This is a genomic window from Pseudarthrobacter sp. GQ63 (genome assembly GCF_059758765.1).
Genome location: NZ_JCAXEF010000007.1, coordinates 1 through 23,487, shown reverse-complemented (window position 1 = coordinate 23,487; position 23,487 = coordinate 1). Strand labels below are relative to the sequence as shown.

The following is a 23,487-nucleotide window of genomic DNA, read 5'->3' as shown; positions in this document are numbered from 1 at the left end:
GGGCTCACGCCTTGCCCGCGGCCGGGAGGTCCTTGGTGGCCGGCCCCTCCAGGAGTTTCCCGTCGCTGCTGAACCGGGAGCCGTGCAGCGGGCAGTCCCACGTCAGCTCGCTGTCATTCCAGTGCAGGATTCCGCCCAGGTGCGTGCAGACGGCGGACAGCCTGCAGGTGGTGCCGTCCACGGTGGAGACGGCCACCGGTTTGGGTCCTTGGCTGTACACCTTGCCCTCGCCTTCGGCCGGAACCACAGGCGCGGGGGCCGGCGCCTTCTTGTCCTTCCGCAGGCCCTCCGCGGCCAATTGCCCCCAGCCGGAGGCAAGCTTGCCTGCCACACCGGCGTTGAGGGCGACGGCGGAGAGGGCTCCCGAGGGCGAGGTGACCCTGCGGTGGATGGTGTCCGCCCAGGGCACGTTCCCGCCCAGGATGTCGGCGGAGATGCCGACGGCGGCCGCCACCGCGTTGGTCATGCCCCACTTGCTGTAGCCGGCGCCAAAGTGGATGTGGCCTTTGCCGCGCGGGAACCTGCCAAAGAAGGGCATGAGGTTGGTGGGCATGTAGTCCTGCGCGGACCATGTGTGGGTGGCAACGGCGCCGGGGTAGTGCTGGCCGGCCCAGTCAAGGAGGCTGCCAAGATGGTGTTTCTCGGACCTGGCCCGGCCCACGTGGTGTCCGTGCCCGCCCACCAGGAGCAGGCGGCGGCCGTCCGCGTCGTAGTCCCTCAGTGAATGGGTGGGCTGCTCCACGGAGAGGTACATGCCCGGAGGCGGAGCCTGGTCCTCCTGCAGCTGCAGGGCTGCCGCGTAGGATCGGCTGGGCTTCAGTTTGGCGAAGTACAGCCCGCGGTCCAGCACGGGAATGCCGGTGGCGAGCACCACCTCGTTGGCGGTGACGGTGCCGTGGTCGGTGTGCACCGTGGCGGGTCCGCTGCCGGTGACGTCCTGCAGCCGCACGCCGCCCACCACCGATCCTCCCCGGCCCCGGATGTCGGACACCAGCGTCTCCAGCACCTTCACCGGGTGGATCTGCGCCTGGTCCGCCAGACGGACGGCGCCGTGGACGGGAAACGGCAGGCCGGCGTCGCGCACGTATTCCAGGTCCAGCCCGGCGGTGGTGCCGGCGCTGACCTCTTCGCGGAGCTTTTCCGTCCCCTGCGCGGAGGCTGCGTAGGTGTAGGCGTCCCTGCGCTGGTACGGCACGCCATGTTCGTCGAGGTACCGCAGGAGCCAGGCCTGGCCCTCGCGGTTGGCATCCACGTACGCCTGCACCTGCTTCTCGGAATACTGGCGGGCGAGCTGTGCCAGGAACGTCCCTTGCAGCAGGGTCACCTTGGCGGTGGTGTTTCCGGTGGTCACGGCGCCGGGGTACCTGGCTTCGAGGACAAGCACGTTCTGCCCGGAGCGTGCCAGCAGCAGTGCGGTGACCAGACCGGTGAGCCCCGCGCCGGCCACCACGGTGTCGTAGGTGCCTCCCGGCTCGAACGGATCAGAGGTGAACGGTTCGCTGCGGTCCAGCCAAATCGACGTCATGCCTGCTCAGCCTGCCTTTTTATCCAGGCCCTGACGGACCGGTTTGTGATGGGTCCGTTATGAACCCCACCCATAAATGGCGTATTTGCTAAGTATACTTACGATGTCGGGGTTTAAGTCTATGGTCAGGTGGCAGCCCGGCAGCCACGAAGTGAACATAACGACAAACAGCAGGAGAAGTCATGACAAGCATGAGTTCCGACGGCCGCGCAGTGGGCCGGACCACCATCCAAAAAGCAGCCCTTGCAGTGGGAGCTGTCTTCCTCCTTGTGGGCGTCCTGGGCTTCATCCCCGGCGTCACCACCAACTACGAGACCCTTGGCTTCGCCGGGCATGAGTCCGAGGCGCTGCTGCTGGGTATCTTCCAGGTATCCATCCTGCACAACATCGTCCACCTGCTGTTTGGCGTGGCCGGCATCGCCATGGCGCGCAGCGCCGCCCAGTCCCGGAACTACCTCATTGGAGGCGGCGCCGTCTATCTGGTCCTGTGGATCTATGGCCTCCTGATCGGCAAGGACACCGCCGCAAACTTCGTGCCGGTGAACACGGCGGATGACTGGCTGCACTTCGTCCTTGGTGTCGCCATGGTCGGGCTGGGTGTTGCCCTGTCCCGCGGCACTGCCCGCGCTGGCCGGACCACCACGGCCACCAGGTAACCACGCCCCGAACGGGCCAGTACAAGTCCAAAAAAAGAAACTGCAGGCGGCCCGGCATCTTGCCGGACCGCCTGCAGTTTCTTTGTGGAATCCCGCCGCGGAGGAAATCAGGCCGGCTGGAACGGGCTGATCGCCAGCAGCGTGATCGCACCGTTGCTGCAGGCCCTGGTGGGCTGGGGCAGGAACAGGGATTCCGTGTCTTCGGGCGGGTAGATCCGGTAGCCGGCCGCATCCACCATGCCGCAGTCGGAGTAGTTGCCGGCCTGGGTGTAGCGCAGTGCAGCCGAGCCGGTTTGTCCGGGGGCCAGGAGGACGTCCACCGCCGCGGTGGATTCGTCGCGGACCGCCGGCGCGCCGATGGGAGCACCGGCAGCATCAGCGGTCAGGGACACCCCGGGATAGCCGCGGAGGACGCACGGATCGGAGCCGGTGTTGGTGAGGTTGAGCTTCATGTATACGCTGCCGGCCGCCCCGCCTCCTGACGCGTCGGTGGCCGCCGAGAGCCCTGCCGCCTTGCAAAGTGCGGGGTCGCCCGTGGCGGGAGCCGCGGAGGACGGGGACGTGCCGGTGGACGACGGCGGCGCAGACGCCGTGGGCGCCGCGGACGACGCTTCGGGGCTGGCTGGGCTGCTGGCCGAGCCGGTGCCTGTGCCGGTGCTTGCTGCAGTCGGCTGCGACTGCGGCTGCGCCGGCCCGCAGGCACTGAGCATCAGTGCCGCCGCCGCGGCCGCCGTGGACATGACCAACCCCTGGAAAATTCGCTGAGACCTCATGGCACCACCTTCGCCGCAGCAGGTGCCCGCGTCAACGCCGCAACGGGCCGCCCCGGCATTTTGATGCCCGGATCGTGATGATCCGGGCATCAAAAGCCGTGGCACTGCCGGCTGGGGCCGCCCTTGGTGCGGCTTTGTGTTGGTGCGGCGCTACTTCGCTGCGGGTTCCGCCGGGCTGCGCCGTGCCGTGCCGCGGACCAGCGCGGTACCGCCCAGTACCAGCCCGCCGATGCCCGCTGCCAGGCCTGCCCAGCTGCGCGCTCCTGCCCCGCCGTCATCTGCCCCGCTGCCGCTGACCGCCGAGGCGTGTTCGGTGGAGTGGGACGCGGCCGGGGCAGCCCCGTGGCCGTCAGTGCTTGCGGCTTCCGTCACGGTTACCGACGGTGCAGGTGCCTTCAGGGAATGGGGGTCCTGGCCGTCCGCCGGAATTTCGGACCAGTCAGTCTGGCCTGTTTCGCAGGTCTGCAGCGTGGGGAAGTACAGCGTTGTCCCGGCTGCATCAGGAAGTTTCGCCGAGAGGACCAGGGTGTCCCGGAGCTGGTGTTCCAGGGGCGCCTTGGCGGTGTAGACGATCTGGCTGGTCCGCTTGGTGATGGAGGTGCCGTCTGCGAGCTTCTTGGGTTCAGGGAGCTGCTCGGTCACCTTCTCCACGGTCCAGTTCGGGTTGACCGTGGGCTGGGCGTCGTTCAGCTCCGCAGGCAGCGTGATGGCCACCCTGGTGGTGCCGGATTCGTCGCAGCCGTGGGGGACCGCGAACGTGAGCAGGGCATAGGAGTTGGCCGAGGTCTTGTCCGGCGTGACGCCGACGTGGGCGGCCGCACCGCCCGCGGCTGCCAGCAGGAGCGCCGCGGCGCCTCCGGTTGCTGCTGCCGCTGTCAGGGAACGTCGAAGGATGGAGGTGTGCATGGGTTGCCTTTCCGGCGCACGCCCGGAACCGGGGTGCTAAGAGATTTGTGGGCCCGGCGCCGCAGGACGCGGAGCGGGTTAGGAGGAAAGCACGACGGCGGAAGGCGGGCCGCGCCGGCTGTCCTGCCGGAGATTGCGCCAGGGACGCAACGGGGCGGCGGCAGGAGGAAAAGCAGCTAAAGGCGCGGTACCGTCGTCGCACGCCACCGGCTGGGGGAGCGCAGCAAGCGGCCGAAGCCAGGCGGCCAGCGCCCACAGTGCAGCCTCGCCTTTGGCGAGCAGCAGCGCGGACCCCAGCGTCGCCAGGACGTGCGCGCCGAGCATCAGGGGACCGGCTGTTGCCGCGGCTCCCGTGAGATGGTCCGCCGCCGGGGCGAGGAGGCCGGCTCCGGCGAAGTGGCTTCCGTGGGGTGTGACGGTGCCGGAGCCCACGGCAGCGCCGGAGGAACTGAAAGCCGTGAAGACCTCATGGAGCGCCAGTTGCCCGCCGCCCAGGAGCGCTGTCAGGGCAGGGAATCCCAGGCGCAGGCGTGTTGCGGTGGTGCTGCCGAGCGCGGTCAGGGACAGCACGGCCAGCATGACGGCGGGCGCGGGGAGCTCCCCGCCGGCAGCGAGGTGCGCTCCGGCCGCAAGCGCCAGGATGACGGTGGCCACGGCGGTGGCCCGGAGGAGGTGGAAGGGCGTCCGGGGACGATGCGCCAGCACGGATGGTCCCCCTCCCATGACGGAACGGGCCGCGGACGGCGGCGCCGTTTTAAATGATGGCCGTTCAGATTCTACCGGCGGGAGGGGCTGGTGCGCGCTCCGGGCGGGCAGTTCCAGGCACGCCCGCAGGCCCGCCCGCCAAGCTATGTACCGCCACTTCGGGCCCGCGTAGACTGCGAGCGTAACTGCCAGGCGATCTTGAGGAGAAGTTCATGGACTACACCGGAAGCCAGTCAGAGAAGGCCGTTCCCGCCGGCGAACTGGACCGCGGGCATGTTGGCCACACGGTCAGCTTCCAGCCGAACGAGTTCACCGTGGTGTTCGGGAAGATCGCTGGAATAGCCCGCACGGAGGCCATGGTGTACCTGTCCCTTGCCGGCGTCTCGGGTGGCACCCACCTCAAGGATGAATACGATCTCCCGGTCAGCCACCCGGTATACCTGCTGGTGGATGTCATCTCCAACGCCGAGTCCACCATCAAGGACCTGTTCGGCAAGGTGCAGGAGAATCTCCGCGGCCCGGGCCACAGGGGCGGCGAGGAACGGACCGACCGGCTGTAGCTGTCCAGCCCACCGGCGAACGGCCGGCGACCGCCAGGCTGGGATCCGAGGGGCCCCGGCCTTCTTTCGTTCACTAAGGAAGACCGACGGCCGGGAAAAAGTTGTTGAACAATACCTTGCGCCGATTGTTCAACAACCTGTAATGTCAGTCGGGACGACCACTGTGACTCCAGTCACCCTTAATATTGGACGGACCCATGGCAGAAACCAGCACAAAACTGAACCTGAGCTCCTCGGCTCGGCGCACGGCCCTCCTGGGAGCCATGTTCCTGATGGCCACCAGTGCCATCGGGCCCGGCTTCATCACCCAGACCACGGTCTTCACCGCCCAGATCGGCGCGGCCTTCGCCTTCGCCATCCTGGCATCGATCCTCATCGACATCGCAGTCCAGATGAACGTCTGGCGCGTCATCGGCGTTTCGGGGCTGCGCGCGCAGGAGCTCGGCAACAAGGTGATTCCCGGCGTCGGGTGGTTCCTGGCCGGCCTGGTATTCCTTGGCGGCGTCGTCTTCAACATCGGCAACATTGCCGGAACCGGACTCGGAGCCAATGCCATGCTCGGCGTTGATCCCAAGATCGGCGGCGCCGTTTCCGCGCTCGTCGCCATCCTGATCTTCCTGAGCAAGAAGGCAGGGATGGCGCTGGACCGGATCGTGGTGCTCCTGGGCGCCGTGATGATCCTGCTGATGATCTACGTGGCCATCGTTGCCGCCCCGCCCGTTGGCGAGGCCCTTAAGAACACCTTCCTGCCGGAGACGGTGGACTTCCTGATCATCACCACGCTGGTTGGTGGAACCGTGGGCGGCTATATCACCTACGCCGGCGCGCACCGGATGCTGGATTCCGGGGCCACGGGCATTGAGCATGTCAAGGAGATCACCCGCAGCTCGGTTCTGGGCATTATCGTCACGGGCATCATGCGCGTTCTGTTGTTCCTGGCCATCCTCGGGGTGGTGGCCGGCGGTACGGTGCTCAGCAGCAACAACATGGCTGCGGAAGCCTTCGGTGCAGCTGCAGGCGAGATCGGCACCCGCATGTTCGGCATCGTGCTCTGGGCCGCCGCGGTCACGTCGGTCATCGGTGCCGCCTTCACCTCCGTTTCCTTCATCACCTCGTCCCGGACGCCCGAGCGTAAGCGCAACCTCATCACTGTCGTTTTCATCGCGGGCTGCGCCACGGCCTACCTGTTCCTTGGCCAGGCTCCGCAGCAGCTGCTGATCTTCGCCGGTGCCTTTAACGGGCTGATCCTCCCCGTCGGCTTCGGGATCCTCCTCTGGGTTGCCTGGCGGCGCCGCGACCTTATGCACGGCTACGCGTACCCCAAATGGCTTCTGATTGTCGGTGTTCTCACCTGGCTGCTCACGCTGTTCCTTGGCTGGAACTCCGTGCTGGGCCTGGCGAAGCTGTGGTCATGACCAGCCGCGCGTCCATCCTCCCCGCAGAAGCCCGCGCCGCCTTCCGCGCCGGACTCGTGGAGCCTACCTCGGGCTGGTCCCGGGGCTACGCGCAGGCCAACGTCCTGTCGATTCCGCGGGAGCACGCCTTCGACCTGATGCTGTTCGCCCAGCGCAACCCCAAGCCGTGCCCCATCCTGGGCATCCTCGAACCGGGCCACACCACCGGGCCGCTACTGGCCTGCGGGGACATCCGCACGGACGTCCCCAAGTACACCGTCTACAAGAACGGTGAAAAAGTGGATGAACCCACGGACATCACCGGCTACTGGCAGGACGACCTTGTGACGTTCCTGATCGGCTGCTCCTTCACCTTCGAGGCAGCCCTGCAGGACGGGGGCGTCCGGATCGCGCATATCGACCAGGGCGTGAACGTGCCCATGTACCGGACCAACCGGGCCTGTGACCCGGCGGGGTCGATGTCCGGTCCGATGGTGGTTTCCATGCGCCCGGTACCGGCCTCGCAGGTTGCGGACGCGGTCCGCATCACGTCGCGGTACCCGGCCGTGCACGGCGCCCCGGTCCACGTGGGCAACCCGGGGGAACTGGGCATTGCCGATCTGGGCCGGCCCGATTTCGGCGACGCCGTGGAGATTCCGGCCGGCCACATCCCGGTGTTCTGGGCCTGCGGAGTGACGCCGCAGGCGGCCGTGATGCAGTCGCGGCCCCCTCTGGCCATCGGCCATGCGCCCGGCCATATGCTGATCACGGACGCACGGGACAGCGACTACCTGGTGCCGTAGGCGCCGCTCACAACAACTGGTGCCGTAGGCGCCGCTGATAACAAGGTGCCGTAGGCGCCGCTCATAACAAACTGGTGCCGCAGGCGGGACGGACACCTAGAAGAACAAAATGTGGGGCAGGAGGAATCTCCTGCCCCACACTTGTGTGTTTCGGCTGCGTGCCTATCCGGCGCGCTGCCGCATGTCCGAACGGCGGTCCTGCTCCGTGCCCAGGTGTACCAGCAGCTCCGCCTCGGCCTCGTCCAGGTAGGCGCGCAGCCCCTCTGCAGCCTCCTGGCGCTCACCCGCGCGCAGGTGCTTCACCAGTGCCACGTTGCGGTCCACGTAGTGGCTGTGGAAGTCCGGTGCCGAAGCCATGGAGTGGAACACCAGCCGCATTTCGGCCAGCACCCGGTCCATGAGCTCTTGCAGCGACGCGCTGCCGGTCAGGGCAACCACGGCCCCGTGCAGTGCCTGGTTGGCATCGGCCATGTCGGGCACAGACCCGCTGTCCCGGGCCTGCTGCGCCCGCTGCACAATGGTTTCCAGTCCCTCCAGCACCTGGGGCGTCAGCTCGCCCCACAGGACGGCGGCAGGCTCGATCATCCGCCGCACGCGGTAGATTTCGCGCACTTCCTCCACGCCCGGTGACGCCACAAAGACGCCGCGGTTTGGTATGCGCGTCACAATGGATTCGCTGACGAGCGTGGTGAACGCCTGGCGCAGGGTGTTGCGTGAAACGCCCAGTGCTGCGCACAGCGGCTCCTCGGACAGCTTGGACCCCGGCGTGAGTTCACCCGCGGCAATGCGGGTGCGCAGCACCGACGCGATCCAGGCCGTGGTGTGTGCGTGTTCCGCTGTACCGTCTGCCGGAGTGTTCATTGGTTTCCCCCATTCCCGTTCGACTAACGATGCTAGCTGACAGTACCCAGCACCTCGCCGCGGGCCACGGCGGCGCCCGGTTCCTGCCCGCCGCGCCGGAAGGTTCCGGCGGCGGAGGCCACCACCACGGTTTCCATCTTCATGGCCTCCAGGACGGCAACGGGCTCGCCGGCGCCGACTCCGGCCCCGTCACCGGCCACCCACTTGACCAGGTTCCCGCCCATGGGGGCGGTGACCTCGCCGTCAGCGTCGGCGCTGTCCGTGCCCGTGGAAGATTCGACGGCGGCCCCTCCGCCATGGAGCAGGGCGTGGAAGACCTTGGCGGGCAGACCGAGCTGGACAGCCTTTCCGTCGATTTCGACAGTCAGGGTTTCGCGCCGGGCCAGGGGACCCTGGGCGCCGGTCTGCAGGGAGGCGGCCAGGCGGCCGGCGAACTCCGTTTCAATCCAGGTGGTGAACACGCCCAGCCGGTCCGGTGCGGTGAAGTCGGGATCCCGCACCACGGCGCGGTGGAACGGAAGGACGGTGGGGACGCCCTCGATCCGCAGCTCGTCCAGGGCGGCACGGGCGCGGCGCAGGGCTTGCTGGCGGTCCTCGCCATGGACAATCAGCTTGGCCATGAGGGAGTCGTATTCGGCAGGTATGACGGAGCCGGACCGGACGCCGGAATCAACGCGGATTCCGGCCCCCGTGGGCGCCTCGAACACATCCACCGGTCCGGGGGCCGGCAGGAAGCCCCGGCCGGCGTCCTCGGCATTGAGCCGGAACTCGAACGCATGGCCGGTGGGTGCCGGGTCCTCGGTGACGGACACGGGAAGCCCGTCCGCGATCCGGAACTGCTCCCGCACCAGGTCCAGCCCGGACGTTACCTCGGTGACGGGGTGCTCCACCTGCAGGCGGGTGTTCACTTCCAGGAACGAAATCACGCCGTCGGGGGCCACCAGGTATTCCACCGTGCCAGCGCCGGTGTAGCCGGCCTCCCGGCAGATGGCACGCGCGGACTCATGGATCCGGGTGCGCTGTTCCGCGGTCAGGAACGGAGCCGGTGCCTCTTCCACCAGCTTCTGGTTGCGGCGCTGCAGGGAACAGTCCCGCGTGCCCACCACCACCACGTTCCCGTGGGTGTCGGCCAGGACCTGGGCCTCCACGTGCCGCGGCCGGTCCAGGAAGCGCTCCACGAAGCATTCGCCGCGGCCGAACGCCACGGTTGCCTCACGGACCGCGGAGTCGAAGGCGTCGTCGATGTCTTCCATCCGGTGCGCGATCTTGAGGCCACGGCCGCCGCCGCCGAAAGCCGCCTTGATGGCCACGGGGACCCCGAATTCCGCGGCAAAGGCGCGGACCGCGTCGGCGTCAGCTACCGGTCCGTCGGAACCGGGGACCAGGGGCGCACCCGCACGGACGGCAATTTCGCGGGCGGTGACCTTGTTGCCCAGGCTGCGGATCGCGTCAGGCGAGGGGCCCACCCACGTGAGTCCGGCGTCGAGCACTGCCTGCGCAAAGTCGGCGTTCTCGGAAAGGAAGCCGTACCCGGGGTGGACGGCGTCGGCGCCGGACCGGGCAGCAACGGCCAGGAGCTTGGGGATGTCCAGGTAGGTTTCGGAGCTGGCTGAGCCGCCCAGCGCGTAGGCCTCGTCGCCGAGGCGCACGTGCAGCGCGTCCGCATCGGGATCCGAGTACACGGCCACGGATACCAGGCCGGCGTCGGTGCAGGCGCGGGCAATCCGGACGGCAATTTCACCGCGGTTGGCGATCAGGACTTTTTTCATCATTGCTTCTTTCGCGTGCTCGGAAGAGGGGCCGGGGGCTGCAGTGTTTCGGGGTCAACCTCCACGAAACGCACAGTGGCGCCCGGAGGAAGCTGCGCTGCGGCAGGTAGGTCTTCGGGAATAACGGCGCCGATCACGGGATAGCCTCCGGTGACGGGATGGTCGGCCAGGAACAGGACGGGAAGGCCCGACGGCGGGACCTGCAGCGAGCCGGCCACCACGCCTTCGCTGGGGAGTTCCCCCTCGCGCGCCCGCTCCAGCGCGGTGCCGGCGTCGGCTCCGGGCGTGGACGGCCCGGTGCCGAGCCGGACGCCGATGCGGTTCGATTCGGCGGTCACGGTCCACGCCTGCCCGGTCAGGGCCTCAAGGGAGCGGGGCGTGAACCAGTCGTGGCGGGGGCCGCTGGTGATGCGCAGCACCACGGGCTTGCCGCCGGCGCCTGGTGAGAGGTCTTCCGGCAGGGCAGGCGGTTCGGCGTGGCCCACTGCCCGGGCGCTGTCCACGGCGCCGATGGGCAGCACTGTTCCGGCGGCCAGCGGGGCCGGGCCGATGCCCGACATCAGGTCCGTCGAGCGGCTCCCCAGCACGGGAGGAACATCGATCCCGCCGCGGACGGCGAGGTAGGTGCGCAGGCCGGCCTCCGGGACGCCGAGGTGGAGGCTCTCGCCGTCGTGCAGGGAGAAGGGGGAGTACATCGGCGCTGGCCTGCTGCTGCCGCCCTCGTTCCGGATGTCCGCCGCCGTGCCCGCCCCGCTGAGCGCAACCGTCAGCTCGCCCCGAGCCTGCACGGAAAGGCCGCCCATGACGTTTTCGATGACGGCATCGGTGGGCAGGTTTCCCACCAGCCGGTTCGCCTGGCGGGCGCTCGCAGTATCTGCAGCGCCGGCCGGGGAGACTCCCAAGTCGCCCAGGCCCGGCCGTCCGAGGTCCTGGATGAGTGCCTGCGGCCCGGGCGAAAGGACCTCCAGGGCGGGGCCGGCGGCAGGTGTCTCAGTATCCGCAGCGTCAGCCTGGGTCCCGTCAGCCTGGTCCGTCTCCGTCCGGCTGAGCTTAATGAGCTCGCGCACCGCGACGTACTGGACGGTGGTGCCGGGGCGGACCAGGGCGGGCTGCTCGCGCTGGAGGTCCCACATGCGCGTGGCGGTATGCCCGATGAGCTGCCAGCCGCCCGGTGACCGCCGCGGATACACGGCCGAGAAGTTGCCGGCCAGGGCCACCGATCCGGCGGGTACGGCGGTCCGCGGGGTGCCGCGCCGGGGAACGTTCAGGGCGTCCGTTTCCCCCACGAGGTAGGCGAATCCGGGCGCGAACCCGCCGAAGGCTGCGGTCCACAGCTGGCCGGTGTGGGCGGCGACGACTCCCTCGGGCCCCATGCCGGTGAGTTCGCCCACCTCCGCAAGGTCTTCGCCGTCGTACACCACCTCAATGTGCACCGGCTTGTCCTGGACGGCAGCGGCGCCTGCCGGCATGCTGCCGAGCCGTGCGAGGGGTCCGCGGGCAGCGCGGGCGCTGGCGCGGGAGTCGAAGACAACCAGAACGGTCCGGGCGGCTGCGAGCACATCGACCTGTCCCGCGGCCGGGTTGTCCCTGAGGCGGGAGTGCAGGGACAGCACTGCGTCAAGGGAGTCCAGCTCCAGGAGCAGGGCCCGGGGCCCGGCCCAGCGTATCTCCGGGGAACTCACACGAAGCTCCTGATGTCCACGCCGGCGGCCTCGAGTTCGTGGCGGACCGCGGCCGCCATGGACACGGCGCCGGCGGTGTCGCCGTGCAGGCAGATGCTTTCGGCGGAGGTTTTGATGGTGGACCCGTCCCTGGCAACGATGGTGCCCTCGGTGGCCAGCCGCACCATATTGGCGGCAACAGCATCCTCGTCATGGAGGACGGCGCCGGGTTCGCGGCGGGACACCAGGGTTCCGTCCGGGTTGTAGGCGCGGTCCGCAAAGGCCTCGGCTACTCCGCGCAGGCCGGCTGCTTCGGCGGCGGCCAGCGCCACCGAACCCGGCAGCAGCAGCATCGGCAGGTCCCCGCCGAAGGCCTTGACCGCATCCACCACCGCCTGCGCCTGCACCTGGTGGGTCACGATGGTGTTGTACAGCGCCCCGTGCGGTTTTACGTAGCCGATCCGGCCGCCGGCTGCGCGGGCAATGCCTTCCAGGGCGCCCAGCTGGTAGAGCACGTCATCAGCGAGTTCCGTGGGGGAGCAGTCCAGGAAGCGGCGGCCGAAGCCCGCGAGGTCGCGGTATCCCACGTGGGCGCCGATGCTGATGCCGGCGGCGACGGCGTCGCGGCAGGTCCGGGCAATCGTGGAGGGGTCGCCGGCATGGAAGCCGCATGCGATGTTCGCGCTGGAGACGGAGCGGAAGATGGCGGCGTCGTCGCCCATGGTCCAGTTACCGAAGGATTCGCCGACGTCGCTGTTGAGGTCAATGGAGGCCATAGTGATTCTCGTCTCGTTGAAGTGGTCTCTTTAGGATGCACGAGAATCAAAGATTGTTCAACAATATTGGCCAAACTGGTGCCCAAGCCGCCTGCCCGGCCGCGCGTTCCTGGCCACGCATCCAACAGAAGGAGCGGGCGACGGCGGAACCTCCCGCCGTCGTCCGCTCCCCTTGGGCGGCAGGCTCAGTAAGCCTTGACGCGCTGTTCCACCACGAGGTGGACCAGCGCGAAGACGCCGTCCCGGTCAATGGCGGCAAGGGCGGCGTCCAGCGCGGCGGGAACGTCCCTGTCCTCGGTGACGGTGATGCCGAACCCGCCGAAGGCCCTGGCCATCAGGCCGAAATCGGGGTTCTTCAGCTGGGTCCCGGAGACCCGTTCCGGGTAGTGCCGTTCCTGGTGGGTGCGGATGGTTCCGTATTCCTGGTTGTCCATCACCACCACCAGCGGCGTGGCCCCGTACTGGGCGGCGGTGGCCAGCTCCTGCCCGTTCATGAGGAACTCGCCGTCTCCGGCGATGGTCACCACGCGGCGGCCGGGCTCGGCCAGCGATGCCGCGATGGCCGAGGGGACCGAGTAGCCCATGGAGCCGTTGCGGGCGCTGATCATGGAGGCGTAGCGGCGGGTGGGGAAATAGCGGTGGGCCCAGTTGGTGTGCTCGCCCGCGCCGAAGGTCACCATCGCATCCTCCGGAAGCCGGGGCACCAGGTTCGCCAGCAGGGTGTCCATCCGCGCCCGGCCCGGCGCGGGGGAGGCCGGGGGCAGGGCGGCGAACCGTTGCTGCTCGGTCCGCATCCTCGCGGTCCAGGCCTTCCACTCCTCCTTGGCCGGCAGGCTGATGCCGGCGAGGTCGCGGACGAAGGCTTCCGGCTTGGCCAGGATCTGCCGGGACACCGGCCCGGACCGGCCGCGGAGGGAGGGGTCGATGGTCACCAGGAAGTTCTCCTTGGTCCAGTCCTGCCGGCAGACGAATCCGTCCGTGATGACGTCCCCGGGGACGGTTCCCACAAACACCAGGAGGTCGGTTTCCTCCAGCAGGTCGTAGGTGGGGCGGGGACGGCCGTAGCCGATGGGGCCAACGTAGGAGGGCGAATCGAAGGACACGGTGCCCTGGGTCCGCCACTCAGCCGCGGCCGGGATGTGGTGCCGTTCCAGCCAGCCGGTGAGCTGGTCTGCCGCCTCCTGCGTCCAGTCGTTGCCGCCGGTGACGAAGAGCGGCTTGCTGGATGCCGCAAGGGCGGCTTCCAGGGCTGCGGCGTCGGTGCGGCTCATGCCGCCGGCCGCTACCGGGATGGCAGGGTGCAGCGCCGGGTCAATCTGCTGCCGGATGATGTCCTCGGGCAGGCCCACCACCACCGGACCGGGCCGTCCGCTCATCGCGGCAAACATTGCCTCGGCCACGATCTCCGACGCCCGCTCCGCGTGGTCCAGGACCATAACGCGTTTTGCGCCGGTATCGAACCAGGCCTTGATGTCGAACTCCTGGAATGCCTCCCGGTCCCGGTGCGCGAACGGGATCAGGCCCACGAACAGCAGCATGGGGGTGGAGTCCTGCCAGGCGGTATGCAGCCCCACATGCGCGTTTGCCGCGCCGGGCCCCCGGGTCACCATGGCGATGCCCGGGCGCTGGTTCATTTTTCCGTCCGCCTCGGCCATGTAGGCGGCGCCGCCCTCGTGTCGGCAGACGATGGTTTCGATGCTGGAACTGTGCAGGCCGTCCAGCACGTCCAGGAAACTTTCACCCGGCACCACGTAGGTGCGGTCCACCCCGTGCGCCACCAACGAATCGACGATAACGTGCCCGGCTGATTTCAGCGCCGGCGGGGTGGCCTGGGGTGCGGGCGGCCGGCCCGGCTGCGGGCTGGCGTCAGCAGGGGGTACGACGGCGGCAGGCTGGGTAGGGGATGCGGCAGGGGTTGCTTCGGTTTCCGTTGTCATGGGCTTTCTTTGGCGGTTCGGACGGGTTTGGCGAAAGTGGTCTTTATCTGAAGGTGGTTGCTGGTGGGTTGGCGATGACGGGGGAGAGTCCGGTGTGGCCTTCGCGGGTTTGGGCGATGTCGCGGATGCGGTCGCGGCAGGCGTACCAGCCGAGCACCATCAGTATGGAGGCGATGGCGGTGACGAGCATGGTGAGGGGGGATTCGATGAAGACCATGGTGAGGACGCCGGCGAGGAAGAGGAGGGAGAGGTATCCGGTGTAGGGGGCGCCGATCATGCGGAAGGAGGGGCGTTCCAGCCAGCCTTTGTCTGCCCAGCGGTGGAGCTGGATCTGGCAGAGGACGATGGTGGCCCAGGTCATGATGATGCCGACGGAGGCGACGTTGAGGACGATTTCGAAGGCTTGGGCGGGGACGAGGTAGTTCAGGGGGACGCCGAGGAGGGAGACGCCGGCGGTGATGGCGATCCCGCCGTAGGGGACGCCGGCTTTGTTCATGCGGGAGGCGAAGCGGGGGGCGGAGCCGTTGACGGACATGGAGCGCAGGATCCGGCCGGTGGAGTAGAGCCCGGCGTTGAGGGAGGAGAGGGCGGCGGTGAGGACGACGAGGTTCATGATGACGTCCACGCCCTGGATGCCGATGGAGCCGAAGAAGGTCACGAAGGGGCTGACGCCTTTTTCGTAGGAGGTGTAGGGCAGCAGCAGGGCCAGGAGGATGACGGAGCCGACGTAGAACACGGCGATGCGGAACACGACGGAGTTGATGGCTTTGGGCATGATTTTTTCGGGGTTTTCGGTTTCGCCGGCGGCGGTGCCGACGAGTTCGATGGAGGCGTAGGCGAAGAGGACGCCCTGCATGAGGATGATCATGGGGAGCAGGCCGTTGGGGAAGATTCCGCCGTTGTCCGTCAGGAGGCTGAGGCCGACTTGTTGGCCGTCGACGGGGGTGCCGAAGATGACGAAGTAGGTGCCGACGATGAGGAAGATGACCAGGGCGGCGACTTTGATCAGGGCGAACCAGAATTCCATTTCGCCGAAGACCTTGACCGAGACGAGGTTCAGGGCGAGGACCACGATGAGGGCGGTCAGGGCCCAGGCCCATTGGGGGACGGCTGCCATCCAGGGGATGTAGTTGCCGAAGAAGTTCATGTAGAGGGCGGCGGCGGTGATGTCCACGATGGTGGTGGTGGCCCAGTTGATCCAGTAGAACCAGCCGGAGACGAACGCGGCTTTTTCGCCGAAGAATTCGCGGGCGTAGGAGACGAACGAGCCTGAGGAGGGCCGGTGGAGGACCAGTTCGCCCAGGGCGCGGAGGATGAGGAACGCGAAGAACCCGCACACGGCGTAGGCGATGACCAGGGACGGGCCTGCGGCGTTGAGCCGGCCGCCGGCGCCGAGGAACAGGCCGGTACCGATCGCGCCGCCGATCGCGATCATCTGGATCTGCCGGGGCTTCAAATTCTTGTGGTAGCCCTGGTCCTCGGCATGCAACGCCGACTCAGAAGCGTGGGCATGACCACCGTCGATCACGTGGTCAGGTGCGACCTTGTGGTCCTGTACAACCTCGTCTTTGGGGTTGATGGGCATGGGTGATCCTTTCGATACGGAGAAGATCCTGCTGGGAGGGAAAGAAGTGGGCGTTGCGGCGCGCGCGGGTCAGAAAACGGACCAGCCGGTGCGGTCGGAAAGGTCGGCGAGGGCGGCAGTACCGGCCAGCGAGTTGCCTTTGGCGTCCAGCCGCGGACTCCAGACGCAGATGGCGCACTCGCCCGGAACGATGACCAGGATTCCCCCGCCCACCCCGCTCTTTCCCGGAAGGCCTACACGGTAGGCGAACTCGCCTGCGGCGTCGTACATGCCGCACGTCAGCATGATGGAACCGACGCGTTTTGCATCGCTGGGGGACAGCACGGTACCCAGCGTTCCCTGCCCGGCCCGGGCCAGGAACAGCCCGGCTTTGGCCAGGTCTGCGCAGGTCATCATGATGGAACACTGCCGGACGTAGTTCTCCACCACCGCTTCGGCCGAGTGGTGCAGGTTGCCGAAGTTTTTCAGGAAGTGGGCCAGCGCCAGGTTCCGACTGCTGTTGGCCAGTTCGCCGGCTGCCGCTGCCTCATCGATAGCGGGCCCGCTGCTGGATGCCTGCGCGGTGAGGAACTGCAGGAGCCTGGCGGCGGCGTCGGGCGCCTTGTCCATCAGGTGGTCCGTGACCACCAGGGCGCCGGCGTTGATGAACGGGTTCCGGGGGATGCCGTGCTCCACCTCGAGCTGGACCAGGGAGTTGAAGGGTGTGCCGGAGGGTTCCCGCAGGACGCGGGACCACAGCGATCCTGTGCTGTCTCCGCGAAGCGCCATGGCCAGGGTGAACACCTTGGAGATGCTTTGGATGGAGAACGGCACGGCTGCATCGCCGGCGCTGAACACTTCTCCGGACGTGGTGGCGACGGCGATGCCGAATCTGTTAAAAGGGACGGCTGCCAGGAGGGGAATGTTTCCCGGGATGCTGCCTGATTCCCGTTCCGGCCGGTGGCGCAGGACGATGTCGTCGAGGAGCGGTCCCAGAGGCGGTGCCTGGAGTGTTGTTGTCATTTCCTGCCTGAGGTTTCGTTGGAAGGGGTCCCGGCCAATTCCTGGACGTGGAGGAGGGCCACCAGCGCGTCGCGGGGTTTGCTGAAGTCCAGGCCGGTGACCCGCGACGCCTTGCTGATCCGGTAGTAAACGGTGTTCTTGTGCAGCTGCATCCGGCGCGCGCAGGCGGCGACGTCAAGCGCGGCGTCAAAGTACGCCCGCAGGGTTTCGGCCAGTTCGCCGTCCTCCCGCAGCAGCCGTGAAAGGCTGCGGTGGCGGAACGTGGAGGTGGAGAAGTTCCGGACTGCCTCCCGGAACAGGATCTCGCCTTCGAAATCGTCCACTGTGCCTACGGACGTATCTACGGACCGGCCCACGCAGTCCAGGAGGGCCTCGGTCATGCGGGTCACCGAGTGGATGGACAGCAGGTCCGGAACCACCGGGCCCACGGCGGCAAAGGGGCTGATGCCCAGGTGCTTCCGTGCGTCCTTGATGATGGACTCCGCGAGGCTCCGCAGCCCGGGTTCGGCCGCGGCAGACTGCAGGCCTGGAATGACGACGGCGGTGTCCCCCTTGAACTGGCCCACGACGGCGGACGCCTTGTAGGCAGCGGCGTGGATGGACGCCAGGTTGGCGAGTTCGCCGTGCTTGAGTGCGGCATCGTCGGCCTGCGCTTCGGCCTCAGACATGCCAATCAGGATCAGGGCAGCCGGGCGCTCCGCCGGGAGCTTTTCACTGTGGGCGCTGGCTGCGGCTTCCGCCGGGCCGGACAGGATCCGTGCCACGCGGTCTTCCCGCATGTGCACCGACTGCTGGTTGCGGTACCGGATCAGTTCGGCGGAGGTCCGCGCAGCGGAACCCTTCAGCACATGGTCGACGTCGGGCCCGAAGCCGGCCCCGGTCTCCTGGAGCCAGATGTAGCCCATGATGCGGTCGCCGGCGAAAAGCGTGATGGCCACGCGTTCGCGCAGCCCGTCCTGCGGCCGGGCCGGGACCCGGACAGGTAGCCGGGTTCCGTGCAGCTCGCGGTAGGCGCCCAGGTCCTTGAGCAGCAGCTCGTATTTGCGGGGTCCGCGGCGCGCCAGGATGGATGCCTTGCGGAGTTCGTCGATGTCGTTGGAGACGGTGGAGTACGCCAGCACCTTGTTGGCCGCGTCCTCGATGACCACATGGCTGGACGTGAGGCGTGCCGTGGTTTGGGCGATGGCGAAAAGGTCCTCCTCCAGCAGCGTGAGCACTTCACTTTGATAGCTCGGCGGCTGGATCCTGTCCTTGGCGATGGACAGCAGCCGGTCCCAGTCCGCGCCGGGATCCACCAGCAGCAGGCCTGTGCCGGCATCGCGCAGGAGTTCCTCGGCCTCGGTCAGTTCATCGCGGTTTCCCTTCACGGCCACTACGGGCGGAGGGTCCTTCTTCAGGAGCCGGCGCAGCGCCGGCAGGGCTGACCGGCCGCGGACCCCGATCAGCAGGACGAAGGCGGCTGCGGCGTCGGGCGCTTCATCGTCGGCGTCCACGATCAGGAACCGTTCGATCGCCGGGCTGGCCGACGCCGGCCGCAGGACCAGGCTGGCGAACCCCAGGGGGAGATCCGAGAGGATATCGTCCACCGTCACCGCAGCCATGAGTGTCCTTCTGCATCGATCCCACCGGACGGCTCTGTCCGGTCCACTCATGGTATCCAGCAGGAAATGGCAGAAATATGTGAGCTCACCCAAAAATTGCGCGGCTTTTTCAGCCCGCCGTCCAACTCAAGGGCCGCGCACCGCGGCCGTGGATCCTCGGACTGTCAGGTAGGTAGGCATGACGTACCTGTTGCGGAGGCCACCGCCTGCCGGCGGCCTGAGCTGCGCCAGCAGCATGGAGACGGCGGAGCGGCCGACCTGTTCGATGGGTGACGCCATGGTGGTCAACGGGGGATTGCAGAAATCCGCCCCAAAGATGTCGTCGCAACCAACGATGCTCATGTCCTCGGGCACCCGGATGCCGCGTTCGCGCAGCCGCTGCAGCATGCCGATCGCAATGAGGTCGTTGAAGGCGATGCAGGCTGTCACTCCGCTGTGGACGGCGGCGTCCGCGGCGGCCGCACCGGACTGCGTCTTGGGGGCGAACGGGCCGAGGCTGCGTACTTCAACACCCCGGTCCTGCGCTGCCTCGGAGAGTGCGGCCCAGCGGCGCTCACTCGACTGGGAGGTCAGGGGCCCGGCGACGTAGGCAATCCTGGCATGGCCCAGGGACACCAGGTGGTCAAGGGCCTGGCTGGTGGCGGAGGGGGTGTCGATGATGACGGCCGGGACGCCGGCAACGTCACGGTTGATTGTGACCAGCGGCGCCCGGGCGGCAGCCGCCAGCAGGGCTTCGTCGCTGAGCCTGGACGCCGCCACGATGACTCCGTCGGCGGTCTTGCGGAGCTGCTCCAGGGTGCTGGCCTCCACCTCGTCCGATTCCTCAGTGTCCACCAGGAGCTGTGTGTAGCCTGCGGCCTTGAGCTGCAGCTGGGTTCCCCGGATCAGGTCGAAGTAGAAGGGATTGGTGATGTCCGGAACGAGTACGCCCACCGCTCCCGTGCGTCCCGAGCTCAGGGCCTTGGCCTGGGCATTGGGCATGTAGTTCAAGGCTGCGGCGGCCGCCTGGATGCGCTCGCGGGTGCGGACGCTGACCCGGTCCGGGGTGGAGAGGGCCCGCGACACAGTGGACGCCGCCACTCCGCACTTCACGGCGATGTCGTGGATGGTGGCTGGGCGGTCTGTCCCGGCAGCTGGCATCGCCATGGCGCTCCTCTTTAAGCGTAGTGACAGAAGGTCCCTGTGACTCCTGACACAGCGGTACAGCTCCAAGGATGCCACAGGTTGCATTTTATGGCAACCGGTTGTCAATTGCGCGGCAAGAAGCATACGATGACCGGACTGCCCGTGAACTGAGTCACCCCGCCAGGCCCGGACTCCCGCCCTGCTGGAGGTGCAACAAGGAGACTCCGATGACACAACAACCAACAGCCGTGTGGCCGCTCTCAGGATTCGGCGACGAAGTGGATCCGGATCCGGCCATCCAGGCGTCGGTCCTGCTCGCCCTCGGGGCCAGCCATATCGAGGTCCGCAGCGCCTGGGGAACCAACGTTTCCGAATTCTCTGCCGAACAGGCGGCAACGCTCAAGGGCATCCTGGATGGCAAGGGCCTCAAGGTTTCAGCGATCGCCAGCCCCATCGGCAAGGTGGATGCGGCCCTTCCCGTTGACCACGAACTGGACCGGCTGCGGCAGGTCATTTCGGTCGCCAGGGTGCTGGACTCCAGGTACATCCGGATTTTCTCCTTCTACCGGGACGGGGGCCAGCGTCCTGAAGACATCCGTGACGCCGTGATGGCCCGCATGACGGCGCTCGCGGCCCTCGCGGAGGAATCCGGCGTCGTCCTGCTGCACGAAAACGAGAAGGACATCTATGGCGATACGCCGCAGCGGGTGCTGGACATCATGGAGACCGTCGACTCGCCGGCGCTGCGCGTTGCCTGGGACAACGCGAACTTCGTGCAGGTTGGGGTCAAGCCCTACACGGAGGGGTATGCCATGCTGCGCCCCTACCTTGAGTACCTGCAGGTGAAGGACGCCGTTGCGGGCACTGGCGAAGTGGTGCCCGCGGGCGAGGGGGACGGCGAACTCGATGACACCATCCGTGCCCTCGCGGCAGATGGCTTCACCGGCTTTGCTTCACTGGAGCCCCATCTCGCCAGCGCCCATGAACTGGGCGGCTTCTCCGGCCCCGTGGCATTTGGTGCCGCGGCCCGGGCTTTCGCCGGACTGGCCGCACAGCACGGGGTTGAGCTGAGATGAGCATCCGGGCCGCTGTCATCGGCTGCGGGTACGTTTCCGCCGTGCATTTCGAGGCATTGGCAAAGCTCGACGGCGTCCGGCTGGTGGGCGTCTGCGATACGGATCCCGGCCGGCTTGCGGCAGCCGTGCAGGCCTACGGCGTGCCGGGTTATCCGGACCACCTCAGCCTCCTGGCTGCGGTGGGTCCGGACGTTGTCCACGTCACCACGCCTCACAACAGGCATGCGTCCGTGGCAGCGGACTGCCTGGAACGCGGAGTCAGCGCCATTGTCGAAAAGCCCCTGGCGCACACGCTTGCAGAAGGCCGTCGGCTGGTCCGGGCGGCACGGAACAGCACCGCGAAAATAGGTGTCTGTTTCCAGAACCGCTATAACTCCACCGCGCAGGCCATGCACGCCCTCCTGTCCTCGGGGGAACTGGGCGCCGTGCTGGGCGCCTCGGCAACGGTCATGTGGCACCGCAACGCGGACTACTACCGCAGCCGCCCGTGGCGGGGTACCTGGGAGGGCGGCGGTGGCGGCCTCATGATGAACCAGGCAATCCATACTGTCGACCTGCTGCAGTGGCTGGTGGGGGACGTGGTGTCCCTGAGCGGCAATGCTGCCACGCGGTTCCTTGGCGGCACGATCGACGTCGAGGACACCGCGGAGTTTGTGGCAGAGCACGAAGGCGGCGCGCGCAGCGCCTTCTATGCCACGCTCGCCAACGCAGCCAATGCGCCGGTCACCCTGGAGATCGTGGCAGAGAAGGCCACCCTCAGCCTCCGCGGCGACCTTACCGTCACCCATGCGGACGGGAGCGTGGAGACGGTCCCTGAGCGGGCCGCCGCATCCGGCGGGCGGGACTACTGGGGTGCCTCGCACGAACTGCTGATCACCGACTTCTATGCCCGGCTCAACGATCCCGATCCTTTTTGGATAGACCCCGCCGAGGCGGAGAAATCACTGCGGATCGTCAAGGAGTTGTACCGGCAAAGCTACCCGGACGGCCCTGCCGACGTCATGTAGCTGCCATTTTCTGACAACCGGTTGCCAAGAATGGCAACAGTGCGTACTGTGATTCCCACAGACCCGTGTGGTGCACGCCACAGGGTTCGTCACCCCCATGTTCCACAGATCCAGGAGCCAACAATGAAGTTAGGTCCCCGCGCGGCAGCAGCCGCCATCATCACCAGCGCAGCCCTTGCGCTCTCGGCTTGCGGCGGCGGAGCACAGGGCAACAACCCCAGCGGCCCCAAGACAACTGCCCTCACCCTGGGCACGGTCCAGGAGATACGCTCCTGGGATCCGGCCCAGGCCCACGTGGGCCATATCCTGCAGCCGTACCAGGCCGCCTACGACTCCCTGCTCCTCCGCGAACCGGACGGCACGCTCAGCCCCATGCTGGCCACCGACTGGAAGTACAACGAGGACAACACCAAGCTCACCCTTGACCTCCGCACCGACGTGACCTTCAGCGACGGCGCCACGTTCGACGCCGAAGCTGCCAAAGCCAACCTGGACCATTTCAAGAAGGCAAACGGCCCGCAGATGGCCCAGCTCACCGCCGTCTCCGAGGTGGCGGTGGTGGACGCAGACACCATCGAACTCAACCTGGCCACCCCCGATCCCTCGCTGGAGTTCTACCTCAGCCAGGCAGCAGGCCTCATGGGCAGCCCAAAGGCGCTGGGCACGGAGGCCATCAAGACCGAGCCCGTGGGCAGCGGCCCCTACGTCATGGACAAGGCCGCAACGGTCAAGGACTCGCAGTCGGTGTTCACCGCCCGGCCGGACTACTGGAACAAGGATCTTCAGAAGTTTGGGAAGGTCACCTTCAAGACGCTGACGGATCTGACCGCCCGGACCAACGCCCTGGTTTCCGGCCAGGTTGACGCCACACTGCTTGACCCCAAGACCGGCAAACAGGCTGAAGGCGCCAAAATGAAGCTCGCCTCCAACCAGGTGGACTGGCAGGGGCTGCTGCTCCTGGACCGTGACGGCACTGCGAACCCCGCACTGAAGGACGTTCGCGTCCGGCAGGCCATCAACTACGCGTTCGACAGGAAGACGATCCTGGACCAGGTGCTGCTGGGACAGGGCACGCCCACGTCCCAGCCCTTCGGCAAGGAAAGCGGTGCCTGGGTTGAAGAACTCGAAAACAAGTACCCGTACGACCCCGCGAAGGCCAAGGCCCTGCTGAAGGAAGCCGGCCATGAAAACGATGTTGTCCTTGAGCTGCCGTCCGTTCCGGGGTGGGAAACCCAGATCGCCGTGGTCAAGCAGCAGCTGGCTGATGTGGGCATCACCCTGAACGTGGGCTCTGCCATCACGAATACCTTTACGTCGGACGTCGCAGCCCAAAAGTTCACCACCATGTACTTCTCGCTGTTCCAGGGGGAACCGTGGGTTGCCATCAACCAGATCGTTTCCACCAAGGCGCTGTACAACCCGTTCATGAACACCAGTCCTGAACTGCAGGCCAGGATCGACGCCGTCGAACGGGGCGGCAAGGATGCGGGCAAGCTGGCCCAGGACGTGAACCGGTACGTCGTGGAGCAGGCATGGTTTGCGCCGATGTTCCGCGTCAACCAGATGTACTACCACAACGACAAAATCACGGTCACGCCCCAGATCCAGCAGGCAGTCCCGTCGATCTACAACTACGCGCCGGCCAGCTAGACAGCCGGCAGGCAGCACCAACAAGCAGGATGCCGCTTCGGTGGCCGCGGACCGCGGCCACCGAAGCCAGGCAGCCACCATGCCAGTTCAACGGAGCCAGCCATGATTCGATTCG

At 67.4% G+C, this 23,487-nt stretch carries 20 protein-coding genes and 1 pseudogene; 8 read left to right on the top strand and 13 right to left on the bottom strand.

The annotated features are described in order from the left end of the window. Window positions 1–4: 4 nt before the first annotated feature. Entirely contained in the window at window positions 5–1,525 is a 1,521-nt protein-coding gene (locus tag AC6CHP_RS12725; protein WP_498230262.1) for an FAD-dependent oxidoreductase, read from the bottom strand. Window positions 1,526–1,707: 182 nt separating this feature from the next. On the opposite strand from AC6CHP_RS12725, the gene AC6CHP_RS12720 reads away from it, so the two are divergent. Further along, on the top strand, window positions 1,708–2,181 hold the full coding sequence (locus tag AC6CHP_RS12720) for a DUF4383 domain-containing protein (protein WP_377089540.1): 474 nt from the start codon (window positions 1,708–1,710) through the stop codon (window positions 2,179–2,181). Between the two features lie 107 nt (window positions 2,182–2,288). Here the strand turns inward: AC6CHP_RS12720 and AC6CHP_RS12715 are convergent. Further along, a pseudogene (locus tag AC6CHP_RS12715) lies at window positions 2,289–2,639 on the bottom strand (DUF4232 domain-containing protein); the annotation flags it as partial. Between AC6CHP_RS12715 and AC6CHP_RS12710 the strand changes: the two are divergent. After that, the gene (locus tag AC6CHP_RS12710) at window positions 2,632–2,946 is read left to right on the top strand and encodes a hypothetical protein (protein ID WP_377193668.1); all 315 of its coding nucleotides are present in this window, start codon (window positions 2,632–2,634) and stop codon (window positions 2,944–2,946) included. The pseudogene AC6CHP_RS12715 and the gene AC6CHP_RS12710 overlap by 8 nt on opposite strands. 158 nt (window positions 2,947–3,104) lie before the next feature. On the opposite strand, the gene AC6CHP_RS12705 is transcribed toward AC6CHP_RS12710, so the two are convergent. Continuing rightward, on the bottom strand, window positions 3,105–3,860 hold the full coding sequence (locus AC6CHP_RS12705; RefSeq protein ID WP_377193401.1) for a YcnI family copper-binding membrane protein: 756 nt from the start codon (window positions 3,858–3,860) through the stop codon (window positions 3,105–3,107). A gap of 78 nt (window positions 3,861–3,938) precedes the next feature. Next, window positions 3,939–4,565 (bottom strand): hypothetical protein, encoded by a 627-nt coding sequence (locus tag AC6CHP_RS12700; RefSeq protein WP_498230259.1) that lies wholly within the window; start codon window positions 4,563–4,565, stop codon window positions 3,939–3,941. Window positions 4,566–4,777: 212 nt separating this feature from the next. Between AC6CHP_RS12700 and AC6CHP_RS12695 the strand changes: the two genes are divergently transcribed. The 3 genes from AC6CHP_RS12695 (at window position 4,778) to AC6CHP_RS12685 (ending at window position 7,322) form a co-directional block, all read left to right on the top strand. Further along, the gene (locus AC6CHP_RS12695) at window positions 4,778–5,125 is read left to right on the top strand and encodes a hypothetical protein (protein WP_498230257.1); all 348 of its coding nucleotides are present in this window, start codon (window positions 4,778–4,780) and stop codon (window positions 5,123–5,125) included. Between the two features lie 197 nt (window positions 5,126–5,322). Further along, the gene (locus AC6CHP_RS12690; RefSeq protein WP_188731787.1) at window positions 5,323–6,540 is read left to right on the top strand and encodes an NRAMP family divalent metal transporter; all 1,218 of its coding nucleotides are present in this window, start codon (window positions 5,323–5,325) and stop codon (window positions 6,538–6,540) included. Next, a complete protein-coding gene (locus AC6CHP_RS12685; protein WP_498230255.1) occupies window positions 6,537–7,322 on the top strand; it encodes a putative hydro-lyase in 786 nt (261 codons plus the stop codon). The genes AC6CHP_RS12690 and AC6CHP_RS12685 overlap by 4 nt, the downstream gene beginning before the upstream one ends. A gap of 162 nt (window positions 7,323–7,484) precedes the next feature. Here the strand turns inward: AC6CHP_RS12685 and AC6CHP_RS12680 are convergent, their stop codons facing one another. The 9 genes from AC6CHP_RS12680 to AC6CHP_RS12640 form a co-directional block, all read right to left on the bottom strand. Further along, the gene (locus AC6CHP_RS12680; RefSeq protein ID WP_188731783.1) at window positions 7,485–8,183 is read right to left on the bottom strand and encodes a GntR family transcriptional regulator; all 699 of its coding nucleotides are present in this window, start codon (window positions 8,181–8,183) and stop codon (window positions 7,485–7,487) included. Between the two features lie 32 nt (window positions 8,184–8,215). Continuing rightward, window positions 8,216–9,952, bottom strand: coding sequence for an acetyl/propionyl/methylcrotonyl-CoA carboxylase subunit alpha (locus tag AC6CHP_RS12675; RefSeq protein ID WP_498230452.1), 1,737 nt, complete (start codon window positions 9,950–9,952; stop codon window positions 8,216–8,218). Next, window positions 9,952–11,634: a 5-oxoprolinase subunit B/C family protein gene (locus tag AC6CHP_RS12670; protein WP_498230252.1), complete on the bottom strand. Its 1,683-nt coding sequence runs from the start codon at window positions 11,632–11,634 to the stop codon at window positions 9,952–9,954. The genes AC6CHP_RS12675 and AC6CHP_RS12670 overlap by 1 nt, the downstream gene beginning before the upstream one ends. Continuing rightward, window positions 11,631–12,389 carry a LamB/YcsF family protein gene (locus AC6CHP_RS12665; RefSeq protein WP_498230250.1) on the bottom strand — a complete coding sequence of 253 codons (759 nt, stop codon included), beginning with the start codon at window positions 12,387–12,389 and terminating at the stop codon, window positions 11,631–11,633. The genes AC6CHP_RS12670 and AC6CHP_RS12665 overlap by 4 nt, the downstream gene beginning before the upstream one ends. 185 nt (window positions 12,390–12,574) lie before the next feature. Then, window positions 12,575–14,326, bottom strand: coding sequence for a thiamine pyrophosphate-dependent enzyme (locus AC6CHP_RS12660; protein ID WP_498230248.1), 1,752 nt, complete (start codon window positions 14,324–14,326; stop codon window positions 12,575–12,577). A 43-nt stretch (window positions 14,327–14,369) separates the two neighbouring features. After that, window positions 14,370–15,911 carry an amino acid permease gene (locus tag AC6CHP_RS12655; RefSeq protein WP_498230246.1) on the bottom strand — a complete coding sequence of 514 codons (1,542 nt, stop codon included), beginning with the start codon at window positions 15,909–15,911 and terminating at the stop codon, window positions 14,370–14,372. A gap of 69 nt (window positions 15,912–15,980) precedes the next feature. Continuing rightward, complete coding sequence (locus tag AC6CHP_RS12650) at window positions 15,981–16,913, bottom strand: glutaminase (RefSeq protein ID WP_498230244.1); 933 nt, start codon at window positions 16,911–16,913, stop codon at window positions 15,981–15,983. Further along, a complete protein-coding gene (locus AC6CHP_RS12645; RefSeq protein WP_498230242.1) occupies window positions 16,910–18,514 on the bottom strand; it encodes a PucR family transcriptional regulator in 1,605 nt (534 codons plus the stop codon). The genes AC6CHP_RS12650 and AC6CHP_RS12645 overlap by 4 nt, the downstream gene beginning before the upstream one ends. 126 nt (window positions 18,515–18,640) lie before the next feature. Continuing rightward, window positions 18,641–19,654: a LacI family DNA-binding transcriptional regulator gene (locus AC6CHP_RS12640; protein WP_498230450.1), complete on the bottom strand. Its 1,014-nt coding sequence runs from the start codon at window positions 19,652–19,654 to the stop codon at window positions 18,641–18,643. A gap of 212 nt (window positions 19,655–19,866) precedes the next feature. Between AC6CHP_RS12640 and AC6CHP_RS12635 the strand changes: the two genes are divergently transcribed. The 3 genes from AC6CHP_RS12635 (at window position 19,867) to AC6CHP_RS12625 (ending at window position 23,372) form a co-directional block, all read left to right on the top strand. Beyond that, window positions 19,867–20,715: a sugar phosphate isomerase/epimerase family protein gene (locus tag AC6CHP_RS12635; RefSeq protein WP_498230240.1), complete on the top strand. Its 849-nt coding sequence runs from the start codon at window positions 19,867–19,869 to the stop codon at window positions 20,713–20,715. Further along, a complete protein-coding gene (locus AC6CHP_RS12630) occupies window positions 20,712–21,722 on the top strand; it encodes a Gfo/Idh/MocA family protein (protein ID WP_498230238.1) in 1,011 nt (336 codons plus the stop codon). The genes AC6CHP_RS12635 and AC6CHP_RS12630 overlap by 4 nt, the downstream gene beginning before the upstream one ends. A 123-nt stretch (window positions 21,723–21,845) precedes the next feature. Next, window positions 21,846–23,372 (top strand): ABC transporter substrate-binding protein, encoded by a 1,527-nt coding sequence (locus AC6CHP_RS12625; RefSeq protein WP_498230236.1) that lies wholly within the window; start codon window positions 21,846–21,848, stop codon window positions 23,370–23,372. Window positions 23,373–23,487: the final 115 nt, after the last annotated feature.

What these genes read in the sequence shown, in the direction of transcription:
- AC6CHP_RS12725 (WP_498230262.1), bottom strand. Translation starts at nt 1,525, where the DNA reads ATGACGTCGATTTGGCTGGACCGCAGCGAACCGTTCACCTCTGATCCG.
- AC6CHP_RS12720 (WP_377089540.1), top strand. Translation starts at nt 1,708, where the DNA reads ATGACAAGCATGAGTTCCGACGGCCGCGCAGTGGGCCGGACCACCATC.
- AC6CHP_RS12710 (WP_377193668.1), top strand. Translation starts at nt 2,632, where the DNA reads ATGTATACGCTGCCGGCCGCCCCGCCTCCTGACGCGTCGGTGGCCGCC.
- AC6CHP_RS12705 (WP_377193401.1), bottom strand. Translation starts at nt 3,860, where the DNA reads ATGCACACCTCCATCCTTCGACGTTCCCTGACAGCGGCAGCAGCAACC.
- AC6CHP_RS12695 (WP_498230257.1), top strand. Translation starts at nt 4,778, where the DNA reads ATGGACTACACCGGAAGCCAGTCAGAGAAGGCCGTTCCCGCCGGCGAA.
- AC6CHP_RS12690 (WP_188731787.1), top strand. Translation starts at nt 5,323, where the DNA reads ATGGCAGAAACCAGCACAAAACTGAACCTGAGCTCCTCGGCTCGGCGC.
- AC6CHP_RS12685 (WP_498230255.1), top strand. Translation starts at nt 6,537, where the DNA reads ATGACCAGCCGCGCGTCCATCCTCCCCGCAGAAGCCCGCGCCGCCTTC.
- AC6CHP_RS12680 (WP_188731783.1), bottom strand. Translation starts at nt 8,183, where the DNA reads ATGAACACTCCGGCAGACGGTACAGCGGAACACGCACACACCACGGCC.
- AC6CHP_RS12675 (WP_498230452.1), bottom strand. Translation starts at nt 9,952, where the DNA reads ATGAAAAAAGTCCTGATCGCCAACCGCGGTGAAATTGCCGTCCGGATT.
- AC6CHP_RS12665 (WP_498230250.1), bottom strand. Translation starts at nt 12,389, where the DNA reads ATGGCCTCCATTGACCTCAACAGCGACGTCGGCGAATCCTTCGGTAAC.
- AC6CHP_RS12660 (WP_498230248.1), bottom strand. Translation starts at nt 14,326, where the DNA reads ATGACAACGGAAACCGAAGCAACCCCTGCCGCATCCCCTACCCAGCCT.
- AC6CHP_RS12655 (WP_498230246.1), bottom strand. Translation starts at nt 15,911, where the DNA reads ATGCCCATCAACCCCAAAGACGAGGTTGTACAGGACCACAAGGTCGCA.
- AC6CHP_RS12650 (WP_498230244.1), bottom strand. Translation starts at nt 16,913, where the DNA reads ATGACAACAACACTCCAGGCACCGCCTCTGGGACCGCTCCTCGACGAC.
- AC6CHP_RS12645 (WP_498230242.1), bottom strand. Translation starts at nt 18,514, where the DNA reads ATGGCTGCGGTGACGGTGGACGATATCCTCTCGGATCTCCCCCTGGGG.
- AC6CHP_RS12640 (WP_498230450.1), bottom strand. Translation starts at nt 19,654, where the DNA reads ATGCCAGCTGCCGGGACAGACCGCCCAGCCACCATCCACGACATCGCC.
- AC6CHP_RS12635 (WP_498230240.1), top strand. Translation starts at nt 19,867, where the DNA reads ATGACACAACAACCAACAGCCGTGTGGCCGCTCTCAGGATTCGGCGAC.
- AC6CHP_RS12630 (WP_498230238.1), top strand. Translation starts at nt 20,712, where the DNA reads ATGAGCATCCGGGCCGCTGTCATCGGCTGCGGGTACGTTTCCGCCGTG.
- AC6CHP_RS12625 (WP_498230236.1), top strand. Translation starts at nt 21,846, where the DNA reads ATGAAGTTAGGTCCCCGCGCGGCAGCAGCCGCCATCATCACCAGCGCA.